General features: G+C 72.8%; 16 protein-coding genes, 1 tRNA gene and 1 pseudogene. 6 read left to right on the forward strand and 12 right to left on the reverse strand.

Translation table 11 applies throughout. The features are described from left to right. Positions 1–7: 7 nt before the first annotated feature. The 4 genes from DCW30_RS11380 to DCW30_RS11395 all read right to left on the reverse strand — a co-directional run bounded on the left by DCW30_RS11380 (position 8) and on the right by DCW30_RS11395 (position 3,191). On the reverse strand, positions 8–619 hold the full coding sequence (locus DCW30_RS11380; RefSeq protein ID WP_076685380.1) for a copper chaperone PCu(A)C: 612 nt from the start codon (positions 617–619) through the stop codon (positions 8–10). Then, positions 616–1,293, reverse strand: a complete 678-nt coding sequence (locus DCW30_RS11385; protein ID WP_076685381.1) for an SCO family protein — start codon at positions 1,291–1,293, stop codon at positions 616–618. The genes DCW30_RS11380 and DCW30_RS11385 overlap by 4 nt, the downstream gene beginning before the upstream one ends. A 93-nt stretch (positions 1,294–1,386) precedes the next feature. After that, positions 1,387–2,124 carry a YcnI family copper-binding membrane protein gene (locus DCW30_RS11390; protein ID WP_076689092.1) on the reverse strand — a complete coding sequence of 246 codons (738 nt, stop codon included), beginning with the start codon at positions 2,122–2,124 and terminating at the stop codon, positions 1,387–1,389. Positions 2,125–2,333: 209 nt separating this feature from the next. Then, positions 2,334–3,191 (reverse strand): hypothetical protein, encoded by an 858-nt coding sequence (locus DCW30_RS11395; RefSeq protein ID WP_076685382.1) that lies wholly within the window; start codon positions 3,189–3,191, stop codon positions 2,334–2,336. A gap of 193 nt (positions 3,192–3,384) precedes the next feature. Between DCW30_RS11395 and DCW30_RS11400 the strand changes: the two genes are divergently transcribed. Then, entirely contained in the window at positions 3,385–3,852 is a 468-nt protein-coding gene (locus DCW30_RS11400) for an ATP-binding protein (protein WP_062771328.1), read from the forward strand. A gap of 18 nt (positions 3,853–3,870) precedes the next feature. Here DCW30_RS11400 and pdxR read toward each other — a convergent pair whose 3' ends face one another. Next, positions 3,871–5,319, reverse strand: a complete 1,449-nt coding sequence (gene pdxR / locus DCW30_RS11405; protein WP_076685383.1) for a MocR-like pyridoxine biosynthesis transcription factor PdxR — start codon at positions 5,317–5,319, stop codon at positions 3,871–3,873. 47 nt (positions 5,320–5,366) lie between these two features. Here pdxR and DCW30_RS11410 point away from each other — a divergent pair, with 47 nt between their 5' ends. Then, positions 5,367–5,864 (forward strand): carboxymuconolactone decarboxylase family protein, encoded by a 498-nt coding sequence (locus DCW30_RS11410; RefSeq protein ID WP_076689094.1) that lies wholly within the window; start codon positions 5,367–5,369, stop codon positions 5,862–5,864. Positions 5,865–6,038: 174 nt separating this feature from the next. On the opposite strand, the gene DCW30_RS11420 is transcribed toward DCW30_RS11410, so the two are convergent. Next, positions 6,039–7,508 (reverse strand): aminopeptidase P family protein, encoded by a 1,470-nt coding sequence (locus DCW30_RS11420; RefSeq protein ID WP_076685384.1) that lies wholly within the window; start codon positions 7,506–7,508, stop codon positions 6,039–6,041. 225 nt (positions 7,509–7,733) lie between these two features. After that, positions 7,734–9,260, reverse strand: a complete 1,527-nt coding sequence (locus tag DCW30_RS11425; protein ID WP_076685385.1) for a PP2C family protein-serine/threonine phosphatase — start codon at positions 9,258–9,260, stop codon at positions 7,734–7,736. 464 nt (positions 9,261–9,724) lie between these two features. On the opposite strand from DCW30_RS11425, the gene DCW30_RS11430 reads away from it, so the two are divergent. Both DCW30_RS11430 and DCW30_RS11435 read left to right on the forward strand, forming a co-directional pair. Continuing rightward, positions 9,725–10,402, forward strand: a complete 678-nt coding sequence (locus DCW30_RS11430) for a bifunctional DNA primase/polymerase (RefSeq protein ID WP_076685386.1) — start codon at positions 9,725–9,727, stop codon at positions 10,400–10,402. Between the two features lie 55 nt (positions 10,403–10,457). After that, positions 10,458–11,018, forward strand: a complete 561-nt coding sequence (locus DCW30_RS11435) for a hypothetical protein (protein ID WP_076685387.1) — start codon at positions 10,458–10,460, stop codon at positions 11,016–11,018. 195 nt (positions 11,019–11,213) lie between these two features. Here DCW30_RS11435 and DCW30_RS11440 read toward each other — a convergent pair whose 3' ends face one another. The 3 genes from DCW30_RS11440 to DCW30_RS11450 all read right to left on the reverse strand — a co-directional run bounded on the left by DCW30_RS11440 (position 11,214) and on the right by DCW30_RS11450 (position 13,780). After that, entirely contained in the window at positions 11,214–12,182 is a 969-nt protein-coding gene (locus DCW30_RS11440; protein ID WP_076685388.1) for a DUF5926 family protein, read from the reverse strand. A gap of 69 nt (positions 12,183–12,251) precedes the next feature. Continuing rightward, complete coding sequence (locus DCW30_RS11445; RefSeq protein ID WP_076685389.1) at positions 12,252–12,869, reverse strand: ATP-binding protein; 618 nt, start codon at positions 12,867–12,869, stop codon at positions 12,252–12,254. Positions 12,870–12,922: 53 nt separating this feature from the next. Beyond that, positions 12,923–13,780 carry a glycerophosphodiester phosphodiesterase gene (locus DCW30_RS11450; protein ID WP_076685390.1) on the reverse strand — a complete coding sequence of 286 codons (858 nt, stop codon included), beginning with the start codon at positions 13,778–13,780 and terminating at the stop codon, positions 12,923–12,925. A gap of 193 nt (positions 13,781–13,973) precedes the next feature. Between DCW30_RS11450 and DCW30_RS11455 the strand changes: the two genes are divergently transcribed. Next, the gene (locus DCW30_RS11455; protein ID WP_076685391.1) at positions 13,974–15,488 is read left to right on the forward strand and encodes a S1C family serine protease; all 1,515 of its coding nucleotides are present in this window, start codon (positions 13,974–13,976) and stop codon (positions 15,486–15,488) included. Positions 15,489–15,560: 72 nt separating this feature from the next. Then, positions 15,561–15,645, forward strand: a tRNA-Ser gene (locus DCW30_RS11460). 153 nt (positions 15,646–15,798) lie between these two features. On the opposite strand, the gene DCW30_RS11465 is transcribed toward DCW30_RS11460, so the two are convergent. After that, positions 15,799–16,137, reverse strand: coding sequence for a hypothetical protein (locus DCW30_RS11465; protein ID WP_076689096.1), 339 nt, complete (start codon positions 16,135–16,137; stop codon positions 15,799–15,801). Positions 16,138–16,183: 46 nt separating this feature from the next. Next, a pseudogene (locus DCW30_RS11470) lies at positions 16,184–16,288 on the reverse strand (GntR family transcriptional regulator); the annotation flags it as partial. Between the last annotated feature and the right edge of the window lie 14 nt (positions 16,289–16,302).

Consider the following 16,302-nt stretch of genomic DNA (forward strand, 5'->3'; position numbering starts at 1 on the left):
CCGTCCCTCAGTGCGACTTGTGCGACATGTGCGGCGTGTTCGACGTGCCGGGGGTGCCCGGGGTGATCGACGCGCCCGGGGCGTGCGACGCGTGCGACATGTGGGTGTCGTGCGAGGCGTCGGCGCCGCCGTCCTCACCGGGGCTGTACGTGGCTTCCTTGACCGGCACCTCGATCGTGATCGGGTCCGACGTCCGGAAGTGCAGCGTCATGGCCACCTTCTCGCCCCGCTTCGGCTTGCGCTTCAGCTTTTCGAGCATCAGGTGGTTGCCGCCGCTCACGAACCTCAGTTCGCCGCCGGCCGGTACGCCGAAGGACTTCTCCTCCTTCATGGCACCGCCCTTGGTGCTGTGCAGCGTGACGGAGCCCGCGACGTCGCTGGTGGCGGAGGTGAGGGTGTCGGCGGCGCCGCCCTTGTTGGTGACCGTGAGGAACCCGGCCGCCATGTCGTCCATGGTCGGCTCGGGGATGTAGGCCCCGGTGACCTTGAGGTCCGGCTTCTTCGCGGCCTCGTCGGCGCCGGGTCCCGAGCCCTCGCAGCCCGCGAGGGCGAGCGTGGCGGCCAGCGCCAGGGCGCCGCCCGCGAGCGCGCGGCCGCGGCCGGTGGTGCGGTGGCTCACGGGGTCTCTCCCTTGAGGAGCTTCGGGAGGTCCTTGGTGTAGTCGGCGGCGGTGGCCGACTCGCTGTAGAGGACGTAGCCCCCGTCGGTCTTCGGCGAGAAGGCGATGACCTGCGTGCCGTGCATCGAGACGATCTTGCCGTTCTTGTCCTTCTTGGACGGCTCGATGCTGATGCCGAGCTGGCGGGCGCCCGCCTGGATGGTGGCGAAGTCGCCGGTCAGACCGGTGAAGTCGGCGTCCACGCCCTTCAGCCACTTGCCGAGCTCGGCGGAGGTGTCCCGCTCGGGGTCGGTGGTGACGAAGACGACCTTGAGCTTGTCCTGGTCGGCCTTGGGCAGGGCCTTCTTGGCGACCGCGATGTTGTTCATCGTCAGCGGGCACACGTCGGGGCAGTGGGTGTAGCCGAAGTAGACCAGCGTGGGCCTGCCCTTGGTCTCCTCGCGCAGGTCGTACTTCTTGCCGTGCGTGTCCTTCAGGACCAGGTCCGGCTTCTCGAACGGCTTGTCGAGCACGGTCGCCGCCTTGCCCGAGTCGGCCTCGGTGGAGACCTCGGCCACCGGTTCCTTGCCGCCGTCGTCACCGCTGCCGCAGGCGGTCAGCGTGAACGCGGCCGCGGCCAGCAGGGCGGCCGCGGCGAGCGTCTTCCTCGAAGTCTTCAAACTCTTGGTGCGCATACGAAAATGTCCCAGATGTGAGGGGGCCGGGGTGTGCCGGGGGCGGCGTGGCGCCGCCCCCGGCACACCCCGAGGGGTGGCTCGACCGATGGCTCAGCCGTTGACGCGGCGGCGGCCCGCGAGGACGCCGAACGCGACGCCCGCGGCGCCGACGACGATGCCGACGATGCCGAGGACGCGGGCGGTGGTGTCGCTGCTGTCCGAGGACTCCGCGTCCGCGGCGGCGTTCTCGTTCTTGCCGTCCTCGGCGTCCGCCTCGGTGTCGTCGGCCGCGCCGCCGTGGTGGTCGTCGGAGGCGGCGGTCAGCGGCAGGACGGGAGCGGGGTGCTCCGGCTCCTCCTGGCCCTTCTGCTGCGGCTCGATCCAGCGGACGACTTCCTTGTTGTCGTACGTCTGGACGGCCTTGAAGACCAGTTCGTCGGCGTCCTCGGGCAGCTGGCCCATGGAGACGGGGAACTTCTGGAAGGTGCCGGGCTCGATCCCGCCCTTGCCGTCGGCGGTCCAGGTGACCTTGGTGACGGCCTCGTCGATCTTCTCGCCGTGGATCTCCAGCGGCTTGTCGAGCTTGGACTTGGTGACCTTCGCGGTCCAGCCGGCGACGGGCTGCGTCATCACGGAGGCGAGCGGGTGGTCGGCCGGGAAGGAGACCTCGAGCTTGTTGGTCGAGGCGTCGTCCATCTCGTTCGGCACCTTGAAGTTCACGGTCGCGTAGCCGCCCTTGGCGGCGGTGCCCTCCGGCGAGACGCTCACGTGCGCGAACGCGGGCGCGGACAGGACGAGAACGGCGGAGGCGGCGACGGTGCCTGCGGCGGCGATGCGGGACATCTTCATGAGGAACACTCCACTTTCGTGAGCGGTGACCGGTACGCGCTCATCCGTACGTGGCGAGCGGCGTCCGGCACTCGGTACGAGTCACTACGGGTCGTACGAGTCGGTACGGGGGAATGCGCGCGGCCACGTGATCTGCACGCGCGCGTGCGTGCCGCCGGGGCGGCCCCTCCGCACCGATGAGTGGGAACCCATGGGTGGAGTGCGTCGCGTCAGGCGGCGAGTTCGACGTCGAGGGCGCGGGCCGGCGGGCCGCGCCTGATCACGGCGTCCTTCAGCGCGACCGTGCGCGGCTTCCGCGGTGACCGCAGGGCGGTCCGCGGCACCGGCGGCCCGGCTGTCTCGGCGGCTCCGGGCAGCCCGGCCCGCAGCGCGCGTACGAGGGTCAGGGCCGAGCGCAGGGAACGTACGAGCGCCCCTTCCGCGACCCCCTGGGCCCCGTGCGCGAGCCGCACGAGCCGGAGCAGGGCGAGGTCGCCGCGCCGCAGCAGCCAGCCGGCGGCGAGGGCGGCGAGGAGGTGGGCGACGAGCATGGGCAACGACGGCAGGAGCGCCTCGGCGCCCATCGATCCCGCCGGCATGGAGTCCAGCGCGGTGTCCGCGGCCGAGGCGGCCGACTGCCCGTGCTGATGCGTGGCGGAGTGCCCCGCTCCGCCGCCGTCGGGGCCGAGCCCCGCCGTGGTGAGGATGCGGTGGGCCTGCGCGGGAGTGATCGTCGCCGCGCCCGCCCCACAGACCAGGCGCGCGGCCCGCTCCACCAGGGAGGCGTCACCGTTCTGGACGCCGGCCGTGCCGTGCTGACCGAGCCCGAACAGGGCGTGCAGCCCGAGCTGTCCCACCGCGAGCAGCGCGGCGATGCCGGGCAGCGAGCGCGCCCGCCCGGCGAGCGGCAGCGCCACGGCGAGGACGGCGGCGAAGCCCGCGCCGAGCGTCCACAGCGGGACGGCGATGCAGGAAGCGAGCACATGGCCCCCGGCGGACAGAACGACGCAGACCGCGGCGAACATCGCGGCCCTGAGCAGCCGGAGATCGACTCCGTCACGCGGCTGGTGCTGGTGGGGGGCAGTCATGGCGGGGCCATCATCGCACTGGGCCCACTCCGCGCACACGGCAGGTCCGGAAGGTCCGGTTCCGTCCAGCTAACAGGAAAGGGCCCGTGCGCGCGTCCGCCGTATGGGCGGCATCACGTGCACACGGTGCTTATTCGTGTTCACTCGCGGCAATACGTATCGGTATGTCGAGCCGCAGCCAGGAGGCTGGAGCATGAGCATCTGGTGGTCTCTCCATTTGCGGCGCGAGGCTGCGAGCGTTCCGCTCGCCCGCCGCCTGTTGATCGGCACGATGGAGACCGCGGGCGTGGACCCGGACGTCTCCTTCGACCTGTCGCTCGCCCTCACCGAGGCGTGCGCCAACGCCGTGGAGCACGGGGGCGCCGCCGCGCCCGGGAGCACGGCGGGCGCGTACCGCGTCACGGCCTATCTGGACGGCGAGAAGTGCCGCATCGAGGTGGCCGACTCCGGCCCCGGCTTCCCGAAGGCGTCGCGGGGCAGGACGGCGGCCACGCCGGCACGGCAGACGGCCGCGCACACCGATGAGCACGGCCGGGGGCTGTGCCTGATCAGGGAACTGGCCGACCACGTCCACTGCGGCAACAGACCCGGCAGGGGAGCGGTGATCAGCTTCGACAAGATCCTCAAGTGGCGTGAGGACACGCCCCTGGTGACGGCCTGACCCCACCCCGCCCCTTCCCTACGGCCCCGGCGGCAACGCCCGTACCAGCGCGTCGACCGCTGCCCCGTACGCGTGTTCGGCGGGCGTCGAGTACCCCACCACCAGGCCGTCGGCCGCCGCCATCGTGGCCCGCGGATGGCGGAACTCCGCGAGGCCCTCGACCGCGACGCCCTGCCAGGCCGCCGCCTTGGCCGCGGAGGCCTCCGTCCCCGGCGGCAGCCGCAGCACCGCGTGCAGCCCGGCCGCGACCCCGGTGGCGGTGATGTGCGGGGCCCGTTCGGCGAGGGCGGAGACGAGCAGGTCACGGCGGCGCCGGTAGCGCTGCCGCATCCGGCGGATGTGCCGGTCGTACTGCCCGGAGGCGATGAACTCGGCGAGCGTGAGCTGGTCGAGGACGCTCGCCCACGCCTCCCGCTCCCCCTTGGAGGCGACCACGCCCTCGACGAGCCGCTCCGGGAGCACCATCCAGCCGAGGCGCACGGCGGGCGACAGGCTCTTGCTCACCGAGCCGAGGTAGACCACCTGTTCGGGGTCGAGACCCTGCACGGCGCCGACGGGTTCGCGGTCGTAGCGGAACTCCCCGTCGTAGTCGTCCTCCAGGAGCAGTCCGCCGCCCGCGCGGGCCCAGTCCACGACCGCGGCCCGCCTCGACGGGTGCAGCGGGCCGCCGGTGGGGAACTGGTGCGCGGGGGTGAGCAGCGCCCCGCGGACCCGTCCGCCACGCCCCGCGACCGGCAACTCCTCCACCCGGGCGCCCTGTTCGTCGAGGCCCAGCGGAACCGTCCGCACGCCCGCGCCCCGCAGGATCTCCCGGTGGAAGCCGAGCCCGTACGACTCCACGGCGAGGGGGCCGCGCAGCACCGCGCCGCCCGCGCCGTCCGTGCCCGCGAACAGCAACCGCAGCGCGTGCGCGAAGCCGGAGCAGACCACGACGCGCCCCGGGTCGGCGCGCACCCCGCGTGCCCTGGCCAGATAGCCGGCGAGCGCCCGCCGCAGCTCGATCCGGCCGCGGGGGTCGCCGGGGCCGAAGGCCTCGTTGGGGGCGGCGGCGAGGGCCCGCCGCGCGGCGGTGAGCCAGGCCGTGCGCGGGAAGGACCCGGGGTCGGGGCGGCCCTGGCGCAGATCGTGCGCGGGGGCCGCGGGCCTCGCGGGGGCGGGCTTCGGCACCCGGGTGCGCCGGGGCGGCGCCGCCCGTTCGGCCACGCGGGTCCCCGAGCCCTGGCGCGCGGTCAGCCAGCCCTCGGCGACCAGTTCAGCGTAGGCGTCGGCGACCGTGTTCCTGGCGAGGCCGAGATCGGCGGCGAGCGAGCGGTAGGGCGGCAGCCGGGTCCCGGGGGCCAGCCTGCCCTCGCGCACGGCGTCCCGCAGCGCCCGGATCAGCACGGCCCGGCGGCTGCCGGCTCCGGACAGCTCCAGGTGCAGGTCACTGCCGATGCGCTCCGCCAGATTGACCCATGATTCCCCCATGGGAATGCACCCTATCCAAGGTCTTTCCGGCGCCTAGATTCATGGGCATGACGAACAACACGACCGCCGCCGACGGCCGGACCGCCGCCCCTCGCCTCGACTTCGCCAAGGCCGCCCCCAAGGCGTTCAAGGCCCTCATCGGCTTCGACGCCGCCGCCAGGGACGGCCTCGACCCGGCCCTGGTCGAACTGGTCCAGATCCGCGCCTCGCTCCTCAACGGCTGCGCCTACTGCCTCCACATGCACACCTCCGACGCCCGCAAGGCCGGCGAGGACGAGGCGCGGCTGCACATGATCGGCGTATGGCGCGAGGCGCGGACCTTCTTCACGGAGAAGGAGCAGGCGGCGCTCGCGCTGACCGAGGCGGTCACGCTGGTCGCCCGTGACGGCGTCCCCGACGACGTCTACGCGCGGGCCGCCCGGCACTTCGACGAGGCGGAGCTGGCCCGCCTCATCGCCCTGATCCTCACCATCAACACCTGGAACCGCATCGCCCTGAGCACCGCCAAGACCGCGGGCGAGGACGAGCGCACGGCCGCCCACTGAGACCAGCGCCTACGAAGACGTCCGCGCCTGCGACGGCGTCCGCGCCTGCGACGACGTCCGCGCCTGCGACGACGTCCGCGCCTGCGACGGCGTCCGTGCCCACGACGACGGCCGGGCCCCCGCGGAAACCGCGGGAGCCCGGCCGTCACTGCCTCAGAGGACCACGCGGACCGCTCAGCCCTTGAGCCGTGCCATCCACGCCTCGACCTCGTCCGAGCGGCGCGGCAGCGCCTCCGAGAGGTTCCGGTTGCCGTCCTCGGTCACGAGGATGTCGTCCTCGATCCGGACGCCGATGCCGCGGTACTCCTCCGGCACGGTCAGGTCGTCGGCCTGGAAGTACAGGCCCGGCTCGACGGTCAGGCACATGCCCGGCTCCAGCGTGCCGTCGACGTAGGCCTCCTGGCGCGCGGCGGCGCAGTCGTGGACGTCCATGCCGAGCATGTGGCCGGTGCCGTGCAGGGTCCAGCGGCGCTGGAGGCCCAGCTCAAGGACGCGCTCGACCGGGCCCTCGACGAGGCCCCACTCCACCAGCTTCTCGGCGAGCACGCGCTGCGAGGCGTCGTGGAAGTCGCGGAACTTGCCGCCCGGCTTCACCGCCGCGATGCCGGCCTCCTGGGCCTCGTACACCGCGTCGTAGATCTTCTTCTGGAGCTCGTCGAAGCGGCCGTTGATCGGCAGCGTGCGGGTGACGTCCGCGGTGTAGTACGTGTGCGTCTCGACGCCGGCGTCGAGCAGGAGCAGCTCGCCGGAGCGGACGGCGCCGTCGTTGCGCACCCAGTGCAGGGTGGTGGCGTGCGGGCCCGCGGCGCAGATCGAGCCGTAGCCGATGTCGTTGCCCTCGACGCGGGCGCGCAGGAAGAACGTGCCCTCGATGTAGCGCTCGCTCGTCGCCTCGGCCTTGTCGAGGACCTTCACGACGTCCTCGAAGCCGCGGACGGTGGAGTCGACGGCCTTCTGCAGCTCGGCGATCTCGAAGTCGTCCTTGACGAGGCGGGCCTCGGAGAGGAAGACGCGCAGCTCCTCGTCGCGCTCGGCGGTGACCTTGTCGGTCAGCGCGGCCTCGATGCCGGCGTCGTGACCGCGGACGACGCGGACGGGGCCGGTGGCCTCGCGCAGCGCGCCGGCCAGCTCGCGGACGTCGGAGGCGGGGATGCCGTACAGCTTCTCGGCCTCGGTGAGGGAGTGGCGGCGGCCGACCCACAGCTCGCCCTGGCCGCTCAGCCAGAACTCGCCGTTCTCGCGGTCGGAGCGCGGCAGCAGGTACAGCGTCGCGTCGTGGCCCGCGGCGGTCGGCTCCATGACCAGGACGCCGTCCTCGGTCTGGTTGCCGGTGAGGTAGGCGTACTCGACGGAGGCGCGGAAGGCGTACTCGGTGTCGTTCGAGCGGGTCTTGAGGTTGCCCGCGGGGATGACCAGACGCTCGCCGGGGAAGCGCGCGGAGAGCGCGGCACGGCGGGCCGCGGTGTTGTCGGCCTGGGCGATCGGCCGCAGGTCGTACAGCTCGGTGTCGGCCCAGCCGGACTTCATGTTCTCGGCGAGCTCGTCGGAGACGCCCGGGTACAAGCCGTTCTTGCGCTGCTTGATCGGCTCTTCCTCGGTCTCCTCCGGGTTCTCCGGGTTCTCCGCGTTGAGAGCGTCCGACACGATCTGCCTCCTATGTGCGACACTGGACCACCCTCCATCGTACGGCTGTACGGAAGGGGGCCCAGGGCCGTAGGGCCTCTTACCGTGCGTGCTCGACGCGGCACGCCAAACCGCCCCCCACGTGCGCGTGCCCGAAACCGCCCCCCACGTGCGCGTGCCCGAAACCGCGCCCCACGCGCGCGTGCCCGGAAACGCGGTCCGCGCGTGCGTGCCCCACGGGCGGCCTCAGTCGAAGCGGGCCGCGAGGAGCACCACGTCCTCCTCGCTGTCGCCGGCGCCGGGTCCTGCGGGCAGCATGGCCCGCAGGACGTGGTCGGCGATGGCGCCGGGGTCCTCCCGAATGCCCCGGGGCACGCAGGCCGCCGCCGCGTGCAGCCGCGCGAAGGCCCGGTCCACCGCCTCTCCGGTGCGGCGCAGCAGCCCGTCGGTGTACAGCAGCACCGTTTCTCCTGGCTCCGGAGAGAACTCCACGCTGGGCGCCTCCCAGCAGGCGAGCATGCCGAGGGGGGCGGAGAGGGAGGTCTCCACGAATTCCGTGCGCCGCTCCCCGACGACCAGCGGCGGGCTGTGTCCGGCGCCGGCGAACACGATCTTGCGCAGGGCGGGTTCGCAGTACGCGAAGAGGGCCGTGGCCGACCGCGCGGGCTCGGTCAGCCGGAGCAGCAGCTCCAGATCGGAGAGTACGGCGACGGGGTCCTCGCCCTCCATCACGGCGTACGCCCGCAGAGCGGCCCGCAGCCGCCCCATCGCCGCGACGGCGCCGGGCCCCGACCCGGTGACCGACCCCACGGAGAGACCGAGCGCGGCATCGGGCAGCGGCAGCGCGTCGTGCCAGTCACCGCCACCGCGCGGCCCGGTGCGGTGCCGTGCGGCGAGCCGTACTCCGGCGACCGGGGGCAGCCGCGAGGGCATCAGCTCCTCGCGCAGCGTCGCGGCGGCCGTGCGGGCGCGGTCCAGTTCGACCAGGCGTGCGAGGTGGTCGGAGGCGTAGCGCGTGTAGAGCTTGGCCAGGTGGCGGCGGGACCCCGCCGGTTCGGCGGGCTCGTCGTACAGCCAGACGGCGGCGCCGAGCGCCCCCGCGGCCTCGGTGGTGAGCGGCAGGGCGTAGCTCGCCGCGTATCCGAGGCGGATGGCGACGGCGCGGTGCTGGGGGTCGAGGCCCTCCTCGGCGAGGAGGTCGGATCTGACGAGCTCGCTCTCGCGGCCGGGCACGCCGGTCAGGGGGTCCTCCAGGAGGCGGCCGTGGCTCGTCGCGGCGCGCGGGACCGTCTCGATGTGGCCGAGGTCCGCGTGGCTCAGGCCGAGGCCGGCCGTGGTGTCGGGACCGAGCCCGTCGGCCGGTTCGAGGGCGACGAGGCCGCGCCGGGCGCCGAGCAGGGCGGCGCCGGCGCGCAGCACCTCGCGCAGGGCGCCGTCGAGGGTGTCCGTACGGGCCAGCCGCCCGGTGAGTTCGTGCAGCGTGGTGAGGTCGGAGACCCAGCCGGCGAGGCGGTCCTGGAGGGCGGCGCCGGGGGCGCCCGGGGCGGGGGCGTCCGGGGGTACGGATGTGCTCCGCGCGGTCGGCGCGACAGTGTGGGCGGGTGACGGAACTGTGGGATCGATTCCGGCCACTTTCGGAACATGCGGGGCGTTCATGGCTGTCGGCTTTCCGGCCGGTGCGTATTGCTCAATAGCATCGCAAACCCCCATGTCGTTATGCGCCGCTAGCAATGTCTCCAGATGTACACGCACTGGTGAGGAGATGTCCAGCATTGTCCTGCTGGGACTCCTGGTGTCCGTGGGAATTCTGGGACCAGGAATTGATCTTGAAAACTTGGCCGAAAACAGCGTCGGGTAGGGCATATTACGATCGACTGAGGGAGTTCGGTAGAGCGTTGCATCGGTCGGGCTGGGTACGTACTCAGTGATGGCAAGGGGCAGTTGGAGACCTTCCGGAACCTCGTGAAGGACCCGGACGTCATAACTCACGACGACCGTGCCCCATCCTCCCGTGGGGGAGGCGGCCAGCAATATCGCGTGACGGCTAATCGCCAGGCGCCGCCACCCCACGCCACGTCAACGCTCGGTTCAGAGTGGTCCCCCATGCCGCAGGCTGGGGTCAGATGTGCCAGCTCGTGCGTTCAGCTCGTGTTCAGCGAAGTGATCCACCCATGGTGCGATGTGGCCCGCAGTCCTTCCGGCTCACACCGGCGTGCAACGGAAAGGAACGAGCGCTCATGCGCGAGATCCTCGGTAGGCGACGCAGGCTTCTGTCCTGGCGAATCGGAACAAGGTCCGGCCGCGGCGCCGGACAGCTCGGCGCGGCCCTGACCTTCGCCACCGCCTGGCGGTGGCCCGTCCTGCCCGGAGTCGGTCTCGACCGGCGCGGCGGCGGCCGGTGCGCCTGCCCCGACCCCGAATGCGTGGTGCCGGGCGCGCACCCCCTCGACCCCGGCCTCCTCGCCGCGAGCACCGACGAGCGCATGGTGCGGTGGTGGTGGACGAACCGCCCGGCCGCGCCCGTCGTGCTCGCCACCGGAGGCCGCGCCCCGTGCGCCGTGAGCCTCCCCGCGGACGCGGGCGAGCGCGCCCTCGCCGCGCTGGACGAGGCGGGCATCAGGCTCGGTCCGGTGGTCGCCACCGAGAGCCGCGTCTTCATCCTGGTCGCTCCCTACTCCCTGGCCCAGCTGGGCGAGCTGCTCCACGCCCAGGACCATGTGCCGGGCTCCCTCCGCTTCCACGGCGAGGGCGGTTATCTCGCGCTGCCGCCGTCCGGGACGGGCCAGGGCACGGTCCGCTGGGAGCGCGCCCCGCTGCCCGGCTCGGCCGCCCCCTGGGTGCCCGACGTCGAGGCCGTCGTGGACGCCGTCGTCGACGCCCTCACTCGTACGGGTGTGAGCGCGCCCGAGATGTAGGGGAAATGGGCGCGCGGCGGTCGGGCCGTGCACCGGCCGTCGTTATCTTCGGCCCATGCAACCCCGCCTGATCGTGCTCCTGGGCGCCGTGGCCGCCGTGGCTCTCCTGCCTCTCGCCGGCGCCGCGGCGGGACCGGTCGGCGACGGTGACGCGAAGCCGCCCCCGCCCTCCCCCGCCGGGGCGCCCGCCCGAGAACCGGCCGAGGAACCCGCCGAGGCGTCGGCCGAAGGACCGGCCGCAGCGTCGGCCGAAGAACCCGCCGACGACCCGGCCCGCGCCTCCCGGTGCGGCCCCGAACTCTCCTCCCCCGACGGCGTCGAGGCGCAGACCTGCGTCCTCACCGAGGGCGCCGAGACCTGGGCCCGCACCTACTACCGCAATGTCACGGGCGGGGACCTCGCCGCCGTGCTGACGATGATGGGCCCCGGCGCGCGCACCGTGCTGACGCACTGCGCGGTCGGCGCGGGGGACGAGCCGGGAGTGTGCGAGACGCCGCGGGAGCGCTCGGCGGGCGCGATGACCGCGTACTCGGCGGTGGCGGAGTTCGCCGCGGGGGAGGCGGGAGCGCTGCTGTTGCGCTCGGGCAGCAACTCCGCGGGACCTCGGGGGAGTTGAGCGCCGCGACCGAGCCCCGGACATGGAAGGGCCCGGTTGCTGGCGACGGGGGATGCACCAGCAACCGGGCTACCTGAACGGTAACAAGAGATCTGCTCCTGGCAAATTCGATCTCAGTTATCCGGACAGGGATTTACCTGCGGGAACGGGGAGTTGTGACAGGAGTCACGCATTCCGTGCGGACTGAGCCAGAAGTCAGCTCAGGGTGACCTGGCGGTTGGTGAGGCCGCCGCGGGCGCGGCGCTCCTCCGGGGTCAGCGGGGCGTCGGAGTCGAGCACCGCCGCCAGCCGCTCGGCGAACTCCGCGGCGGGCTTCTCCACGTCATCGGCGCCGACACCGCTCGGCAGGTCCCACACCGGCACGGTCAGACCGTGCGCGCGGAAGGAGCCGACGAGGCGGGTGCCCTCGCCGAGGCTCGACGTGCCGGCCGCGTGCAGCCGGGCCAGCGCGTCGAGGAGCCGCTCCTCGGCGTGCGGCATGACCCAGCGCAGGTGGTTCTTCTCCGGCGTCTCGCACCAGTACGCGGAGTCCACGCCGGTGAGCCGCACGGTCGGGATGGCGGCGGCGTTCGCCCGCTCCAGGGAGGCGGAGACCTCCGGCGTCGCGTTCTCCGCGTCCGGCACCCAGAACTCGAAGCCGGTGTGCACGACCGGCTCGAAGGGGCCCTCGGGGTCGAGCAGGTCCTGCAGCCGCGGGCCGTCCGCGGGAGCCCTGCGGGCCCGCACCGGCGTACCCGGTTCGGCGTCGAGGGCGCGGAGCAGCGTGTCGGCCAGGTCGCGGCTGATGTCACCGGAGGCGGTCTCGTTCTGCAGGCCGAGCAGGACCGAACCGTCCTCGCGGCGCAGCGCGGGCCACGCCATCGGCAGGACGGTGGCGAGGGTGACCGAGGGGACGCCCTCGGGCAGCCCGTCCTTGAGCGTCAGCGCGACGGTGGCCGCGGGCACCAGCTCGCGCAGCGCGACCCAGTCGCACTCGCCGGGCAGGCCCTCGAAGGGGTGCCGCACCAGTTCCGTCACCGCGTGGGACGCCGCGCGGCCGTGACAGGCCTTGTAGCGGCGGCCCGAACCGCAGGGGCAGGGCTCGCGGGCGCCGACCACGGGGATCTCGCCCTCTGTGAGCTGCGGCTGCTGCTTGCCCTTGGTCTGCGGGCGCTTCTTGGCCATCTGGGTGTCTCCCGGCTGCGGCTCTCGTGCTCTTTCACGTACGGGCGCGAGCCTAGCCGCTGGGACCCCTCAGTCCATGTCGTCGAACGGGTCCGCGAAGGCCAGCTCCGAGAGCGCGGCCGCCGACGGGGCGGTGACGCGCGTCGCGAAGTCCTCGTGGCGGTGCCCCGCGTGGACGACGGCCCAGACCGTGACCTCGCCGTGCACGTCGTCGCGCACGCCCCAGGTGTCGGCCAGCGCCGTGATGATGTTGAGCCCGCGGCCACCGTGCGCCGTGACCGAGGGTGTGGCCGGGGCCGGGCGGGTCGGGCCGCCGCCGTCCGTCACCTCGACCGTGAGCCGGCCCGTCTTGTCGACGTGCCAGGCCGCCCGCACGTCACCGTCGCCGACCATCCCGCGCCCCAGCGGCCTGCCGTGCCGGCAGGCGTTGCTGAGCAACTCCGACAGGATCAGTACGGCGTCGTCGATGACCGATTCGGACACCCCGCCGACGCGCAGTTGATCACGCATCCGGTGCCTTGCTTCCCCCACGCCCGCAGGGCCATGGGGAACGGCCATGCTCGACGACGTGGGCACCTCCCGTGCCACCACCAACGCCACCCCCGAGACCTCCTTCGCCCCACGCCACGGTGTGAATGCCCCAATGGCCTGGACCGGAAACCGGCCGGATCGTGTGCGGTGACGCACTCATGACGATCGAATACGGACCGAACGCGCCGGTGCACTCCCTGTCAGGGGGATCACCGCAGTCCGAGTCGGTCCAGCTGGGTCAGTACCTGCTTGGGGCGGTTGGTGATGATCGCGTCCACCCCCAGCTCGGCGCAGAGCTCGACGTCGCCGGGTTCGTTCACGGTCCATACGTGCACCTGGTGACCCGCCCGCTTCAGCTTCGCCACGTATCCGGGGTGGCTCCGCAGGATGCGCAGGGAGGGGCCCGCGATCCGTACGCCGTCGGGGAGGCGTCCGTCGCGGTGGCGCGGCGAGATGAACTGCATCAGGTAGACCGTCGGCAGCGCGGGGGCGGCGGCGCGCACGCGCAGCAGCGAACGCGCCGAGAAGCTCATCACCCGTACCGGCGACAGCTCGTCCGAGGGCGGCGCGTCGAGGCCGAAGCGCTTGAGGAGCACCAGCAGGCGCTCCTCCACCTGGCCCGCCCAGCGCGTGGGGTGCTTGGTCTCGATGGCGAGGCGCACCCGGCGGCCCGAGGCGTTGCTCTCGGCCACGAGTTCGAGGAGGCGCTCCAGGGTCAGGACGGAGGTGTCCTCCGTGCGGCGGCCCTCCAGGGCGGAGCCCTCCCAGTCGGGGCCCTCGCCCTCCACGGCCTCGTCGTGGTTCCGCTTCCAGGAGCCGAAGTCGAGGGCGGCCAGGTCGGCGAGCTCCAGGGCGGAGACGGCTCCCCGGCCGTTCGAGGTGCGGTTCACGCGGCGGTCGTGTACGCAGACGAGGTGGCCGTCCGCGGTCAGCCGCACATCGCATTCGAGGGCGTCCGCCCCGTCCTCGACCGCCTTCTTGTACGCGGCGAGCGTGTGCTCGGGAGCGTCCTCGGAGGCTCCGCGGTGGGCGACGACCTGGATCTGGTGCTGTCGTGCGAGGGTCACCGCGTCATGGTGCCATCACGGGGTACCCGAAGGCTCGCCGGAGGGCGGCGGCCCGGAGCGCCGGACACACAGGCTCGGCTTATGGTGCCCTGACGGCCCATGGGAAAAGCTGACAGCAGACAGGTGCACAGTTGGCACAGCCAGGCCGTGACCGAATGCCGAGCCACGACAGCATGGACCGAGGAGTAGAGCTGTGAACACCGAGAACGAGGGCAACGCGGTACCCCAGGCCCCGTCCGCACCTCCCGTGCCGGTGGACGCTCCCGCTGTTTCCGCCGACTCCCGCGACGCGGCCGCCGCCGGCGCGGCCGCGCCTGGCGCCGGGGCTTCCGGTGGGGCCGCTTCCGGTGGGGCCGCTCCGGGCGGGGCTGCCTCCGGCGCCGGGGACGGTGCCGGGTCCGGTGCGGCTGCTCCCGGTGCCGGTGCTGGCGCGGGCGCCGGCGCGGGCGCCGGTGGTGCGGGCGTGCCCGGGGCGGAGGCGTGGCCGCCTCCGCAGCCGCCGGGCACGCCCTCGTACGGCAGCGGCGGAGGTTCCGGTTCCGGCTGGGGCGCCTCGTACCAGCCGCAGGAGCCGAAGCCCGGCCGGCGGCGCGGAGGGCTGGTCGCGGGCGTACTGGCGGCCGCGCTGGTCGCGGGCGGCGTCGGCGGCGGCGTGGGGTACTGGGCCGCCGAGCAGAACGACAACGACACCGGCTCGACGACGGTCTCCGCCGCGGACACCCCGGCGGACCTCAAGCGCGACCCCGGCTCGGTCGCCCGGATCGCGAACGACGCGCTGCCCAGCGTCGTCACCATCGAGGCGCAGAGCGGCAGCGGCGAGGGCGGCACGGGCACCGGCTTCGTCTACGACAAGCAGGGCCACATCCTCACCAACAACCACGTGGTGGCGTCGGCCGCCGAGGGCGGCAAGCTCCAGGCGACGTTCTCGAACGGCAAGAAGTACGCCGCCGAGGTCATCGGCCGCGCCGAGGGGTACGACGTGGCGGTCATCAAGCTCAAGAACCGCCCCGACAACCTGAAGCCGCTGCCGCTCGGCAACTCCGACCGCGTGGCCGTCGGCGACTCGACGATCGCGATCGGCGCCCCCTTCGGCCTCTCCAACACCGTCACGACGGGCATCATCAGCGCCAAGAACCGCCCGGTGACCTCCAGCGACGGCGGGCAGAGCGGCAAGAGCTCGTACATGAGCGCCCTGCAGACCGACGCCTCGATCAACCCCGGCAACTCCGGCGGCCCGCTCCTCGACGGCCGCGGCGCGGTCATCGGCATCAACTCCGCGATCAAGCCCGCCGACAGCGGCGGCCTCGGCGGCACCGGCCAGTCCGGCTCCATCGGCCTCGGCTTCGCGATCCCGGTCAACCAGGCGAAGAACGTCGCCCAGCAGCTCATCAAGACCGGCCAGCCGGTCTACCCGGTGATCGGCGCCTCGGTCTCGCTCCAGCAGGAGGGCGCCAACGGCGCCACCATCTCCCAGGAGGGCGCGAGCGGTTCGGAGGCGGTCACCCCGAACGGCCCGGCCGACAAGGCGGGCCTGAAGCCCGGCGACGTCATCACGAAGCTGGACGGCACGGTCATCGACAGCGGGCCGACCCTGATCGGCCAGATCTGGACCCACAAGCCGGGCGACACGGTCAAGATCACGTATGAGCGCGACGGCAAGGAGCACACGGTCGACGTCACCCTGGGCCAGCGCAAGGGCGACAGCTGAGCCGCTGCCTCCCCGGGCCCCCGACAGGCTAGTCTTGTCCCCGCGCCGCCCGGCCTCCGGTGAACGGCGCGGGGTGGGTTGCCCGAGCGGCCTAAGGGAACGGTCTTGAAAACCGTCGTGGCGCGAGTCACCGTGGGTTCAAATCCCACACCCACCGCGGTGTTCGACGGCCCCTGACCAGGTCATATGGTCAGGGGCCGTTGTGCTGCGCGCTGCCCGCTCGTCACCGTGCTTCCCCGCAGTCTTCCGCTCTATCGTGCACGGAAGGAGCACGCCGGGGGCACTGCGATAAGCGCCTGGGACCTGCCCCTCAGTCGCCCGCGAACCATACGTAGCTGCCCGGGGTGGCCACGCACTGTTCCAGTACCGCCGCGAGATCATCCAGTGCCGCGCGTTGTCGCTCGTCGGCACACTGCTCGCTCAGGCCCGGCAACTCGCTGAGTGCTGCTGCCGCTTCCTGCTCGTTCATCACCGTGTCCCCGTAGGGATCAACGGCGGGAAGCCGACCGCGGACGCCGAGATAGTGAAGCGAGCCAAGTGCGTCGGCCAACGCGCCGCCGTGGCCGTAGCACCCTCGCAGGAATGTCCGGCGCGCCTTATTCCAGTTGCGCGCCGGCCGAGCCGAGTGCAGTTCCACATCGATCCCCACGCACGTCATGATGCCTGTTGCAGCGAGTTCCGTGTGGGGCGAACGATCAGCGATTGGTCGGGATCTCGTAGACGATCTCGCAGTGAGCCGCGGGCACCACGATGTCTGCCGTCTCCACGGGCCGGCCTTCGTCGCTGTAGTACGTCCGTCTTCCAGCAGTGCCAG

This window comes from Streptomyces alfalfae, from assembly GCF_004127445.1.
Lineage (GTDB): Bacteria > Actinomycetota > Actinomycetes > Streptomycetales > Streptomycetaceae > Streptomyces > Streptomyces alfalfae.

Bases quoted from the DNA above. Each gene is read 5' to 3' on its own strand.
- DCW30_RS11385 (WP_076685381.1), bottom strand. From the start codon at position 1,293: ATGCGCACCAAGAGTTTGAAGACTTCGAGGAAGACGCTCGCCGCGGCC.
- DCW30_RS11390 (WP_076689092.1), bottom strand. From the start codon at position 2,124: ATGAAGATGTCCCGCATCGCCGCCGCAGGCACCGTCGCCGCCTCCGCC.
- DCW30_RS11395 (WP_076685382.1), bottom strand. From the start codon at position 3,191: ATGACTGCCCCCCACCAGCACCAGCCGCGTGACGGAGTCGATCTCCGG.
- DCW30_RS11400 (WP_062771328.1), top strand. From the start codon at position 3,385: ATGAGCATCTGGTGGTCTCTCCATTTGCGGCGCGAGGCTGCGAGCGTT.
- pdxR (WP_076685383.1), bottom strand. From the start codon at position 5,319: ATGGGGGAATCATGGGTCAATCTGGCGGAGCGCATCGGCAGTGACCTG.
- DCW30_RS11410 (WP_076689094.1), top strand. From the start codon at position 5,367: ATGACGAACAACACGACCGCCGCCGACGGCCGGACCGCCGCCCCTCGC.
- DCW30_RS11425 (WP_076685385.1), bottom strand. From the start codon at position 9,260: ATGCTGGACATCTCCTCACCAGTGCGTGTACATCTGGAGACATTGCTA.
- DCW30_RS11430 (WP_076685386.1), top strand. From the start codon at position 9,725: ATGCGCGAGATCCTCGGTAGGCGACGCAGGCTTCTGTCCTGGCGAATC.
- DCW30_RS11435 (WP_076685387.1), top strand. From the start codon at position 10,458: ATGCAACCCCGCCTGATCGTGCTCCTGGGCGCCGTGGCCGCCGTGGCT.
- DCW30_RS11440 (WP_076685388.1), bottom strand. From the start codon at position 12,182: ATGGCCAAGAAGCGCCCGCAGACCAAGGGCAAGCAGCAGCCGCAGCTC.